Source organism: Streptomyces glaucescens (assembly GCF_002154375.1).
Classification (GTDB): Bacteria; Actinomycetota; Actinomycetes; order Streptomycetales; family Streptomycetaceae; genus Streptomyces; species Streptomyces glaucescens.
In genome coordinates this window covers 1-11,752 of record NZ_MUND01000551.1, presented here as the reverse complement: position 1 = coordinate 11,752, position 11,752 = coordinate 1, and the positions used below count along the sequence as shown (strand labels likewise).

Annotated in this window: 12 protein-coding genes; 4 read left to right on the top strand and 8 right to left on the bottom strand. The window is 75.4% G+C overall.

What is annotated here, in order from left to right:
* On the top strand, positions 1-367 hold a 367-nt coding region (locus tag CCN42_RS31505), incomplete at its 5' end, for a DUF3093 family protein (protein WP_107427672.1).
* 41 nt (positions 368-408) lie between these two features.
* Here CCN42_RS31505 and CCN42_RS31500 read toward each other — a convergent pair.
* Positions 409-1,746: a hypothetical protein gene (locus CCN42_RS31500; protein ID WP_143662070.1), complete on the bottom strand. Its 1,338-nt coding sequence runs from the start codon at positions 1,744-1,746 to the stop codon at positions 409-411.
* A gap of 192 nt (positions 1,747-1,938) precedes the next feature.
* Here CCN42_RS31500 and CCN42_RS31495 point away from each other — a divergent pair, with 192 nt between their 5' ends.
* Positions 1,939-3,060: a lipid II:glycine glycyltransferase FemX gene (locus CCN42_RS31495; RefSeq protein ID WP_086740720.1), complete on the top strand. Its 1,122-nt coding sequence runs from the start codon at positions 1,939-1,941 to the stop codon at positions 3,058-3,060.
* An 8-nt stretch (positions 3,061-3,068) separates the two neighbouring features.
* Here the strand turns inward: CCN42_RS31495 and CCN42_RS31490 are convergent, their stop codons facing one another.
* Positions 3,069-4,160 carry a polyprenyl synthetase family protein gene (locus CCN42_RS31490; protein WP_086740718.1) on the bottom strand — a complete coding sequence of 364 codons (1,092 nt, stop codon included), beginning with the start codon at positions 4,158-4,160 and terminating at the stop codon, positions 3,069-3,071.
* A 255-nt stretch (positions 4,161-4,415) separates the two neighbouring features.
* On the opposite strand from CCN42_RS31490, the gene CCN42_RS31485 reads away from it, so the two are divergent.
* On the top strand, positions 4,416-5,318 hold the full coding sequence (locus tag CCN42_RS31485; protein WP_086740716.1) for a DMT family transporter: 903 nt from the start codon (positions 4,416-4,418) through the stop codon (positions 5,316-5,318).
* A 127-nt stretch (positions 5,319-5,445) separates the two neighbouring features.
* On the opposite strand, the gene CCN42_RS31480 is transcribed toward CCN42_RS31485, so the two are convergent.
* Complete coding sequence (locus tag CCN42_RS31480; RefSeq protein WP_143662069.1) at positions 5,446-5,733, bottom strand: RICIN domain-containing protein; 288 nt, start codon at positions 5,731-5,733, stop codon at positions 5,446-5,448.
* A gap of 47 nt (positions 5,734-5,780) precedes the next feature.
* Positions 5,781-6,104: a hypothetical protein gene (locus CCN42_RS31475; protein WP_086740712.1), complete on the bottom strand. Its 324-nt coding sequence runs from the start codon at positions 6,102-6,104 to the stop codon at positions 5,781-5,783.
* Positions 6,105-6,283: 179 nt separating this feature from the next.
* On the opposite strand from CCN42_RS31475, the gene CCN42_RS31470 reads away from it, so the two are divergent.
* On the top strand, positions 6,284-7,282 hold the full coding sequence (locus tag CCN42_RS31470; RefSeq protein ID WP_158102157.1) for an endonuclease/exonuclease/phosphatase family protein: 999 nt from the start codon (positions 6,284-6,286) through the stop codon (positions 7,280-7,282).
* Here the strand turns inward: CCN42_RS31470 and CCN42_RS31465 are convergent.
* From CCN42_RS31465 to CCN42_RS31450, 4 genes are all read right to left on the bottom strand, one after another.
* Positions 7,269-7,874: a hypothetical protein gene (locus CCN42_RS31465; RefSeq protein ID WP_086740710.1), complete on the bottom strand. Its 606-nt coding sequence runs from the start codon at positions 7,872-7,874 to the stop codon at positions 7,269-7,271. The two genes, CCN42_RS31470 and CCN42_RS31465, sit on opposite strands and share 14 nt — an antisense overlap.
* A gap of 173 nt (positions 7,875-8,047) precedes the next feature.
* Positions 8,048-9,427: a diacylglycerol/lipid kinase family protein gene (locus tag CCN42_RS31460; RefSeq protein WP_086740709.1), complete on the bottom strand. Its 1,380-nt coding sequence runs from the start codon at positions 9,425-9,427 to the stop codon at positions 8,048-8,050.
* Positions 9,428-9,598: 171 nt separating this feature from the next.
* Entirely contained in the window at positions 9,599-11,320 is a 1,722-nt protein-coding gene (locus CCN42_RS31455; protein WP_086740707.1) for an ABC transporter ATP-binding protein/permease, read from the bottom strand.
* On the bottom strand, positions 11,317-11,752 hold a 436-nt coding region (locus tag CCN42_RS31450), incomplete at its 5' end, for a nitroreductase family protein (protein WP_245877552.1). The genes CCN42_RS31455 and CCN42_RS31450, both read right to left, overlap by 4 nt.

The window sequence follows — 11,752 nt, the reverse complement described above, 5'->3', positions numbered from 1 at the left end:
CGCCGCGGGCGGCGGCGCGGCGGCAGGAGCCGCGGTGGCCGGGGCGCTCCGCGTCTACGGCGGCGTGCGCATCGTGGTGACCGGCGGCGAACTCGTCGCGGGCCCGATGCGCTTCCCGCTCCGCTCCCTCGGGCTCGCCGAGATCCTGGACCCCGAAGAGGCGTTCCTGTGGCGGACCCGGCGCGCCGACGTGCGCGCGCTGATGCTGCTGCGCGGCTACGTCCCCACCGCCCTGCGGATCCAGCTCCACGACCCGGACCGCGCCGCGCCGTACCTCTACCTGTCCACGCGGCAGCCGGCCACCCTCCTCGCGGTCCTGTCCTTCGCCCGCCGCTCGCAGTCGCCCGGGGGCATGGAGGTCGGCTGACCGGCCCCCGGCGGGTCCGCGGGACGATCCAGGAGAGACCTTCAGTCGGCCGCCTGCCGCCAGGCCTCCTCCCGTTCGTCGTGGAGCTTCGCCGCCGGGCCGTTCCCGGCCGCGGGTTCCGCCCGGTCCGGGGCGCCGGCGGGCGGCCGTCCCGGCACCGGGCGCCACAGGCGGTCCAGTGCCAGCGGCACGCCGATGACGGGGACGAGCCACACGGCGACGTACAGCCGGTCGAGTTCGACCGCGACCGGGTGTGCCGCGGCCGTGGCGAAGCCGGTCGCCCCCACGGCGATCACGCACAGGGCGACCGGCACCGAGCGCCGCCACACGCCCCACGCGCCCACCGCGACCAGGAACAGCAGCAGCGGGGCGAGGGCTTCCTTCTGGAGCCACTGCCACCAGTAGTGGTGGTTGAGCCGGAGGAGGGCCTGCCAGGGGTCGGTGATCTCGGGCCGGGTCCAGTGGAGCGTGAAGGTGTCCTGGAGCGAGTCGGTGGTGCCGGGCAGGTCCAGGAGCTTGCTCAGGACCAGCGTGGCCAGTGTGCCGCCCGCGGCCAGCCCGGCCAGCCACCAGGTTCCGCGGTGCCGGGCCCGGCGGACGAAGAGCGGTGCGGCTGCCGCGGCGGCCGTCAGGAACAGCGTCACCAGCAGGAACGTCGAGTATCTGACGGCGAGGCCGCCGGCCAGGGCGCCGGTGAACAGCGCGGCGCCCGGCCGGACGCGGCCGTGCAGCAGCCACACCGAGGCGAGCAGCAGCGCGGTCGTCAGTGCGAGGGCCGGGCCTTCCGTCAGTGGCCGGCCGCCCCAGGAGGCGAGCGGCGTCACGTAGCAGAGGGCCTGGCCGAGCAGCGCGGCCGGGGGCGGCGCGCGCAGCGTGCGCAGCAGCACGTACAGGAGGTACCCGGCGAGCGCCGTGAAGGCGAGCGCGACCAGCGTGAGTCCGGCCTTGGCGCCGAGGAGCGCCACGAACGGGGCCGCCACGAACGGATATCCGGGCCGGGTGTGGAAGATCCGCTCGTACCGGGGATCGGTGGGTTCGAGTCCGTGCGCGTACTTCCGTTCGCACCGCGCCGCGTAGGCGGCCTCCCGGCCGGGTTCCCGGTATCTCAGCTGGTCGAGCATGCGGTTGCGGTGGACCAGTCCGGCCGTGTCCGTGCAGTAGGCGGCGACGGCCTTGCGGGTCGCGTCGGGCGGGGAGTCGCCGAGGAACTCGTAGGCCTGACGGGCGTAGCGGTAGGAGTCGTTGGAGAAACGGGTCGCCGGATAGCCGAAGACGTGCAGCAGTACGAAGGCGGCGGCGACGATCGCCGGAATGGCCCGCGGCAGCCGGGGGCGCCGTTCGGCGCGCGGCATGCCGGAACCGGGAGAGCAGGCGGTCACCTCACCAGCCTCGGCCGGAACCGGCGAGTCCTCCACTCGGAGACACCCGACTGCTCCGTGTCCCGGCCGGGCGGCGATGCATAGCGGTCAGGATCTGTCCGCATGGGCGGGGGAGCGTGCACGCCCGCCGGGAGAACCTGATCGCGGCGTACGCCTCGACAGGCTGGTGCGCCGAGCAAAGGAGCACGGCGCATGAGCTATCGCGTGAAACCGATCAGCCGCGAGGAACACCTGGCCTTCGCCACGGCCCGTCCCGCGGTGAGCCATATGCAGGTTCCCTCGTGGGGGGATGTGAAGCCGGACTGGCGGGCGGAGAGCCTGGGCTGGTCCGACGACGAGGGCCGCCTCGTCGGGGCCGGGCTGGTGCTGCTGCGCCCCCTGCCGAAGCTGAGACGGTACCTGGCGTACCTCCCCGAGGGTCCCGTCGTCGACTGGACCGCGGCGGACCTGGAGGAGTGGTTCCGGCCGATGCTCGCGTATCTGAAGGAGCGCGGCGCCTTCTCGGTGAGGATGGGACCGCCCGTCGTCGCCCGCCGCTGGAGCGCCGAGGCGGTCAAGGCGGCGATCGCCGACCCGCGGGCCGGGCGGCTGCGCGACGTGGCGGCCACCGCGGAGGAGCCGCGGGCCCTGGACATCGCGGACCGGCTGCGCCGGATGGGCTGGCGGCAGAGCGAACCGGGCGGCGAGGACGGCTTCGCGGCGGGCCAGCCGCGCCACGTCTTCCAGGTCCCCTTCGCGGGGCGGTCCCTGGAGGAGATCCGGCAGGGACTCAACCAGCAGTGGCGGCGCAACATCAAGAAGGCCGAGAAGGCCGGCGTGAAGGTGGTCCAGGGCGGCTACGAGGACCTGCCCGTCTTCCACGACCTCTACGTCGAGACCGCCGAACGGGACCGTTTCGTCCCCCGCCCGCTGCCGTACTTCCAGCGGATGTGGACCGCGCTGCGGGCCGAGGACGCCGAGCGTATGCGCCTCTACCTCGCCCACCACGACGGCGAGGTGCTCGCGGCCGCCACGATGCTGACCGTCGGCGAGCACGTCTGGTACTCCTACGGCGCCTCCACCGGCCGCAGACGCGAGGTGCAGCCGAACAACGCCCTCCAGTGGCGCATGATGTGCGACGCCCACGAAGGCGGGGCGGCCGTCTACGACCTGCGGGGCATCACGGACACCCTGGAGGACGACGACCACCTGCTGGGGCTGCTCCGGTTCAAGGTCGGCACCGGCGGCGAGGCGGTCGAGTACCTCGGCGAGTGGGACTACCCGCTCAACAGGCTCCTGCACAAGGCGCTCGACCTCTACCTGTCCCGGCGCTGACCGCGCCGTCACCCCGTGCGTTCCACGCTCCACACCGGCAGCCGGGTGAAGAACGCGACAGCGTCCCCCCGCCACCGCCTGTGCCAGCCGGCGGCCAGCGCGGAGGCCTCCTCCGCGTGGCGCCGCATCACGGCGCGCAGCCCGGCCGCCGCCCCGCTGCGTTCGCCGATCTCCCGCACCTCGGCGATGACCTGGTCCGGGCACGAGGCGTCGCCCAGGGCAGAGGCGACGACGGCGCGGTCCGCACCGGTCGCGGCGGACAGCAGGGCGCGGACCGTGTACGTGTGCCGGCCCTCGCGGAGGTCGGTGCCGACCGGCTTGCCCGTGACCTCGGGGTCGCCGAAGAGGTCCAGGTAGTCGTCCCGCATCTGTCCGCAGATCCCCACCAGGCGTGCGTAGCGCCGCAGTTCGGCCGCGTGGCGGCCCGGCTCCCCGCCGGCGGCGAGCAGGCCCAGTTCCATGGGTGCCAGGAGCGAGTAGCGGGCGGACTTGTAGTCCGCCACGCTGTGCAGGATCTCCTCGTCCGCCGGGCCGGTGGTGAAGTCCCGCTCCAGATCGGCGATCTGGCCGACGAACGTGTCCGCGGCGGCCCGGGTCTGCGCCTCGACCATGGCCTGCCGCACCGCAGGTGTCGCGTCGGCGTCGAGGAGCGCGCGCAGGGACAGCGCGAGGGCGAGGTCGCCCGCGAGGATCGCCAGGCCGAGGGCGGTCCGCGGGCGGCCGGGGAACTTCTCCCGGTAGGCGTAGTAGGTGGTGGGCCCGCCCCTGCGGGTGGGGCTGTCGTCGATGATGTCGTCGTGGATCAGCCCATGGGTCTGCAGCAGCTCGATGCTCAGCGCGGCGGCGTCCAGCCCGTCGACCGGTCCGTCCGTCACCAGTCGGGCCGCCTCGTACAGGAGCACCACCCGCATCCGCTTGCCGCCGCGCAGGGACAGCTCCCGCAGCAGGCCCACGCACTCCGGGGTGAAGCGGCTGAACGCCGGGGCGTCCATGGTGGCGGCCAGCGTGTCGAAGTACGCGGCGAACCGTGCGTTGAAGCGTCTCTCGTACCCGGCGACGCGGGCCAGTACCCGCTCGGCGGGGTCAGCGGTGTCGACCATGGCACCTTTCTTGCCCGAGGGCTTCGCCCGCCCTCCCGATGATCTCGCTCTCCGCTAGGGTGAGCGCCGTGGACCAGTATCGGATCACCTGCCCGCCGCCCCGCTCCTGAGCGGGGTGTCCGCCGGGCCCGGCCGGGACGAATCGGCCGTGGCCCTGCTCTGTGCTGCCTGATCGGCCACTGATCGGCCACTGGTTCGCGATGCCCCGCTTTGACGCCGTGTCCTTCCCTTCCGCGTCGAAGCCGGAGCCTTTCCATGTCCGCACGTTCGTCCGTATCCGCCACACCCAGCTCACGCAGTGGCGTCGCCCTGCTCGTCCTGGCCGGAGTGCTGTGGGGAACCGGTGGTCTCGCCGGTTCGCTGCTCGCCTCCCGCACCGGCCTGACCCCGGTCGCCGTGGCCGCCTACCGCCTGCTGACCGGCGGCCTGCTCATCACCGGATACGCCCTGATCACGGGGCGGCTCACCGGCGTGCCGCGCAGCCGGCGGGCCCTGGCCCGCATCGCCACCGCCGGTGTGCTGCTGGCCTGCTTCCAGGCCGCCTACTTCGCGGCCATCGCGGCCACCTCGGTCGGTCTGGCCACCCTGACCACCATGGTCGCGGTCCCCGTCCTGATCACCGCCGGGGCGGCGTGCCTCGACCGGCGCCGGCCCTCCCGGCGCGCCCTCCTGTCCCTGACCGTCGCCCTCGCCGGTCTGTTCCTCCTGATCGGCTCACCCGAGGCGGGTCCGCACCGGGCCGCCGGAACCGGTCTCGCCCTGCTCGCGGCGGCGGGCTTCGCCGCCCTGTCGCTGGACCGCCGGGCGGCGCTGCCCGGCCTGGACCGCACCACCACGACCGGCCTGGGCTTCATCTCGGGAGGTCTGCTGCTGGTGCCGATCGCGCTGACCACGGGCATGGGCATCCCGGCGCGGCCCGAGGCGATCGCCGCGGTGCTGTTCCTGGGCCTGGTGCCCACCGCCATCGCCTACAGCAGCTATTTCCTCGGCCTGCGCCAGGCCGGACCGGGCGCCGCGCAGATCGCCGTCCTCCTCGAACCGCTCACCGCCACCCTGCTCGCCGTGCTGGTCCACGGGGAGCAACTGACCGGCCGGCAGATCGCCGGGGCACTCCTCATCCTGCTGTCGACCACCGTCCGCGAGGACTCCACCGCATGACCGGCCGCCCCTGAGACGTCCCGCCCCCGGAGCCGGACGACTGACCGTCCCGCTCCCGGCCTCCGACCGCCCCGCACCGTCCCGCCGCGCCCTCGCGGCGGGGCGTGCGCCGGTCGGACGGCGTCGCTCAGCCGGGCGTCAGCCGCTTCCAGATCTTGGCGTCCGTGCCGTCGCACTCGTGGATCCGGAGCCGGCTCCCGTTGGTGACGTCGCCGTCGGGCACGTCCAGGCACTTGCCCGAAGCGGGGTTGCCGAAGACGGACGGCGTCGGCTGGTGGACCGCCGCGGCTGCTGGGCGCCCGCGCCGCTGCAGGTGTGGATCTGGAGCCTCGGCGGGGGTGATCACCGGGCCGGTCACGGTGAACGAGCACCAGGCGGACCAGGCGGACGGGCCCTCGGCGCTTTCGGCGCGCATCCGCCACTGGTAGTCACCGGGGCCGAAGGTCCCGGCGGGAAGCCGGATCACCCAGTCGTGACCGACGGGGCCCGTGCTGACCTGGTGGTCCTGAACGGCTGTGCGCCCGGGCGGGCCAGCTCCAGCGTCCCGTTCAGGTGGGGCTGGGGCTCCACGCGACCGAGGCGGCGAACGTCGGGCCGTGACTGTTTGCCGGTGCCGAACGTCGGCGGGCTCTGCGCCCCGCAGAGCTGGAAGCCCGCGTAAGGGCCGTCGGAGATCCGCAACACCTCCGGCACGCCGGGGGCGGCGGCCCACGCGGCGCCGGGAACGCCGAGGAGGGCGGCGGCCAGGCCCACGGTGAGCGCGGGACGAACGCGTCTCGTGATCATTCCATCGCAAGATCGACAATCCGTTCGCTCAGGAGTCCACACCGCCGCCTGTCACCACGTCAGCTCCTCACGCCCCGCGTAAGAAGCACGTCACATCCGCCGTCGGTCCACCCCACCCTGCCCCTGGGCACGGAAACCGACCCGCCCCCGGGTGCGTCCTGGGCGGCGAGGCCGAGCGGATGGGGTGCGTGGTGAAGCGGACGGTCAACGGCTCGAAGGCACCGGCGTACGGGCCGGTGCCCCGACGGCTGACGCCGTCACGGCGGGGGAGCGCACTCGCCGGGCTCGCGGTGGTGACCGCCGCGCTGCTGGCGTTCCACGGGGCGGTGCCCAACCGGGTGGGCCGCGTGGGGAGCCTGCTGGAGTCCTTCCTGCCGTGGCTCGGCCTGGTCGTCGTGGGGCTGTCGGTGGTGGCGCTGCTGTGCAGGTCGGCTCTCGCCCTGCTGGCCCTGCTCCTGCCCGTGGCGGCCTGGACGCACCTGTTCGGCGGGCTGCTCCTGCCCGGTCCGCCGCCGGGCCGGCCGGCCCTGCTCGTCGTCCAGCACAACGTGGGTGACGAGAATCCCGACCCGGCGGGCACCGCCCGCGCCCTGGCCGCCGCCGGACCCGACCTCATCGCCCTGGAGGAGCTGGTGCCCGGGGCGCTGCCGGTCTACGAGAGGACGCTGGCGCCGGGCTATCCGTACCACGAGGTCCGGGGCACCGTCGGGTTGTGGTCCAGGCATCCGCTCAGCGGCACCCGGTCCCTCGACATCAGACCCGGCGAGCTCACCGCCTCCTGGAAGCGCGCCCTGCGGACCGTGGTCCACACCCCGCAGGGCGACATCGCGGCCTACGTCGCGCATCTGCCGTCGGTCCGCGTCGGCGCCGACGGCCTCGCGTCCGCCCGGCGGGACGAGAGTGCCGCCCTGCTGGGCCGCGCCGTCGCCGCCGAGGATCAGCGGACCCTGGTGCTGCTGGGAGACCTCAACGGCACGGTCGACGACCGCGGGCTGGCCCCGCTCACCGCACGGCTGAACGTGCCGCGGCGGGGCTTCGCCTTCAGCTTCCCCGCCGCGTTCCCGATGGCCCGGATCGACCAGGTGATGGCCCGCTCGGCGACCGTCACCGGCATCCGCGCGCTGCCCGCCACCGGCAGCGACCATCTGCCGGTCGCCGCCACCCTCACCCTGGGCTGACCGGCTCGGACGCCAGGGCCAGTCCGAAGAGCGAGCCCGCGGCGGCGGCGAGCCCGCTCGCGCACGCGGCGGCCGTCCCGGCCGGTACGGCCGTCCGCCGCAGCGCCCCCGACAAGGCGTCCTCCAGCAGGGCGAACCGGGCGATGAGCAACCGGGGCCCCGCCGTGCCGGACCGGTCGTGGCCAGCCACGGCGGTCAGCACCTCGTGGGCGCGCTGTTGCAGCTCCGCGAGGGGCTGCCAGGGGTCGGCCTGCCGCCCGGTCGCCCGCGGATCGGCCAGCAGCTCGCGCAGCCGGCGGCCGAGATCCGCGTGCCAGGCCGTCAGCGCTCCGGTCAGCTCCGCGTGGAGGCCGTCGAGACACATCCGCAGGACGGCCGCGCCCGCCGCGACGCCGACCGGAACCGGGCGCCTCTCGGCGGCCCGCGGCGCGGCCGGCCGTGCGTTCACCCCCAGGTAGGCGCGCAGGACGACGGGCATGACCTCGGCGGGCGGCGGTTCCGTGGGGTCGGCGGGCAGCAGTGCCGCGCGCACGGGGGTCAGACAGTGTGCGGCCCGCTCGGCGGCCGTACGGCAAGCGTGGTCGGTGGGCACGGTACGTACCGCTCCTTTCGCCGGTCTCCGCGGCTCGGCTCGGCCGGGTGTCCAGGAACACGGCGGCCACCGGCGCTCGGTTCACCTCCGGCGCGCGCCGGACCCGGGCGCGGCGGAGCCCGGCCGGCGCACGACGCCGCGGCAGCGGTGGGGGGAGGGGCGAGAGGCCGCGGTCAGGGGCGCGGTGACGTCCGCTCCCGGTCGGCGCCGGACCGCACGGGTACGGCCGTACGGCCCACCGCGGCCGCCAGCTTGCGCAGCCGGCGCCAGTCCAGCCGGGGCGGCGGATCCGGGATGCCGGGCCGTCCGCGGGGCACGCGGACGCGCAGCGCCCGGCGTGAGACGCGGCAACGGACCGGGGTGGGCAGGAGCACGGCCTCGCCGTCGATCCCGGCCTCCACCTCCGCAACGTCGGCGTCGATGACCACCTCGTGCGAGGTCGTGGTGCCCAGACCCCGGGGATCCAGGATCAGTTCGGCGGCGTCGACGGCGCTGTCCACCTTCACGGCGACGACGCCGAGTCGCCCGGAGTCCAGTCGCGCGCGCCGGCCGAAGCCGAACGGGTCGTCCATGCGGTAGGGGTTGTTGCTGATCAGGACGGCCTGCGGATCGGTGACCGTGCTCCGGCCGATCCTCGCCGTCAGCCGCGGCCCGCGCTGCCGGGTGAGGAGCTCGGGCAGCAGGTGCAGCGCCGTACCCACCTTGTCGTCGCGGTAGCCGGGGCTCTGCACGACCGCCCCGTAGACCCCGAACGAGGCGTTGTTGACGAACGGACGGTCGCCCGCGAAGCACAGGTCGACGCGGAGCTCGACGCCGTCGGTGAGCGCGTCCAGGCAGGCGGCGGGATCGTCGCGGTCCAGGCCCAGGTCCATCGCGAAGTGGTTGCGGGTGCCGGCCGCGATCACCAGGAACGGCAGGCCGTGCTCCGCGGCCACGGCGGCGACCAGGGCCTGGGTGCCGTCACCGCCGCCGACGCCGAGCAGGTCGGCGCCGTCCGCCACCGCCGCCCGGGCGAGGGCGACCACGTCCTGCCGCTCCTCCGCGTCGAGCAGGACGACCCGCGCCCCGAGCCGCTCGGCCTTCTCCCGCAGCGCGAACCGCTCGACCTTGCCGCCGCCGGACCGCGGGTTGAGCAGCAGGAAGGGGCGCCGCGGCGGCGGGGTGCGGTACTCCTTGGCCCGGGTGGACCGCAGACCCGTGGTGCGCAGCGCGTACCGGCCGCTCCACACGGCCGCCGACCACAGCAGCCCGGACAGGACGACGACCCAGAGCAGGTTCGCCTGCGCGAACAGCGTGACGACCACGACCGGGGTGAGCAGCGCAAGGGTCGCGGCGGCCATCCGCACGGCACCGCGCCGCGACAGCGTCCACCACAGTGCGGCCACCGTGACGGCGAGCCCCGCGAACCCGGCGACCAGCAGCATCAGCCCGCCGACGCCCCCCTCGACGAGCGGCAGCGACAACGCGGCGAGGGCGGCCACCAGCGCCGCTCGCGCCGCCCACGCCTGTCTGCGGTGCGCCTGCGGTGTCACCGCCCGTACCTGCCCTGCCACCTGTCTCCTCCACCCCACGACGCCGCCGCGCGGTCCGGCGCGGTCGTCGCCGTCACCACCACCCCTTCCCCGAAAACGCCGGCGGCCCACCGGCCTGCCGTGCGGGGTGCGGGCCGCCCCCGATCATCCCCGATGCCCGCGTGCCGGCCCGACCGGGTGTGAGGGGACCGCTCAGCGCGGGGCCACGGCGAGGACGCGGGTGAGCGCGCCCGCGGGCCGGGCCGTGAGCTCCTCCCAGGTGCCTTCCTCCACGACCCGTCCCTCTTCGAGTACGGCGATGCGGTCGGCCCGGCGGATGGTGGCGGGGCGGTGGGCGATGACGATGGTGGTGCGCTGCCCGCCGGTGCGGGTCAGCGCGGCGGCGAGTTCGGCGTCGCCGGTGTTGTCCAGGTGGGCGGTGGTCTCGTCCAGGACCAGCACCCGGGGCTCGGCGAGCAGTGCGCGGGCGAGGGCGACGCGGGCGCGCTGGCCGCCGGAGAGGGTGGCGCCGCGTTCGCCGAGGACGGTGGCGTAGCCGTCGGGGAGGGCGGCGATCTCGTCGTGGATGCCGGCCGCGCGGGCGGCGCGCTCCAGGTCCTCGTCCGTGGCGTCGGCCCGGGCCAGGCGCAGGTTGTCGGCGATGGAGGCGTGGAAGAGGTAGGTCTCCTGGGAGACGACGGCGATACCGCGCCGCAGGGAACCGAGGTCGTACGCCGCGGTGTCGCGGCCGTCGACGGTGATCCGGCCGCGCTGCGGGTCGTGGTGGCGCAGCAGCAGGCCGAGCAGCGTGGACTTGCCCGCTCCGGACGGGCCGACGATCGCGGTGGTGCGTCCGGCCTCGGCGGTGAAGGTGACGCCGCCGAGGGCCGGCCCGTCGGCGCCCGGGTAGCTGAACTCCACATCCTGGAAGGCGAGTCGGGGCGCCCGGCGCCAGTCGGCCGGTTCCCGTCCGGTGTCCGGGACGGCGGGTTCGGCGGTGCGCAGGGCGGCGAGGCCGTCGGCGGCGGAGACGCCGAGGTAGCCGGCGTGCCATTCCCGGGCCAGGTCGCGGACGGGCCGGAAGCACTCGCCGGCCAGCAGCAGCACCAGGTAGGTGCCGGCGGGAGCGGTGCCACCGGTCACCGACGACCAGCAGGCCAGCAGCGCGCCGGCCGCGGTGCCGGCCTGGATGGCCAGGTCGGTGATGCCGGTGTCGACCAGCGAGACGCGGAGTTTGGCCACGGTCGCCCGGTGCAGCTGCGCCGACCGCTCCTCCAGTCGCCGCCGGGTGCGGCCGACGGCGCCCGCGGCGCGCAGCGCGGGCATGCCCTGGAGGGCTTCGAGGTAGTCGGCGCCGAGCCCTTCGTAGGTGTCCCAGTGTTCCTTGCCGCGCCGGGCGAGCAGCCGGTCCCAGGCACGCGGCCCCGCGAGGGCCAGCAGCAGGGCCGGGACGAGTCCGAGGAGGGCGCGCGGTTCGATCACGGCCACCGCGGCGAGCAACAGGGGCGGCGCGGCCAGGGTGACGATCAGCTGGGGCAGATAGCGGGAGACGTAGGCGTCGACGCCCTCCACGCCGTCGACGAGCGTGGTGCGCACCGCCCCGGTCCGTGCCGTGGTCAGCTGCGCGGGGCCCAGCCGGCCGAGGTGGGCGAGGAGTTCGTCGCGCAGCCGGACCCGGACGTGTGCGCCGGCCCGGGCGGCGGTGCGCCGCTGGGCGCAGCCGAGTCCGGCCCGGACGGCCACGACGGCGAGGACCGCCGCGAGGAGGACGGGAAGGGAGCCGGTCGCGCCGCGCGCGATCGCGGCGAGCGCCTGTGCGAGCAGGACGGCCTGGGCGAGCCAGCTGAGGGTGACGGCTCCCTGGAGGAGGGTGGCCGCGAGCAGCGGGCGCCGCGCGTGCCGTGCGGCGCGGCGCAGCTCCGGGTGGACGATCACGAGGTCCTCTTCTCGGGTCGGCCGGACCCGAGGGCCAGGCCGTGGACGATCCAGTTCTGTGCGGGTGGGCCGCCCAGCGCGGCACCGAGGTCGGCCCGTTGCCAGGAGCCGACCGGGCGGGCGGCGAGGCCGCGCCGCGCGGCGGTGAGCAGGGCGCAGCCGACGGCGTGTCCGGCGTGCAGGTGGTCGCGGCGGATGCGCGGGGGGCCGGCGTCGGACGGGCAGCCGTAGGCGAGCAGTACGGCGCCCGCGCCGGCGATCCAGCCCTGTCCGGCCGCCCAGGCGGCGAGGGTGGGCCGGGCCTCGCCGGAGGCGAGCCGCCGCAGGGTGCCGTCGGGAGAGGCCTCGACGAGTTCCGGCCGGGGTCCGCCGACGGCCACGCACCACCGCAAGCGCCCGGCGCCGGCTTCCCGCGCGGTGGCGAGCACGGCG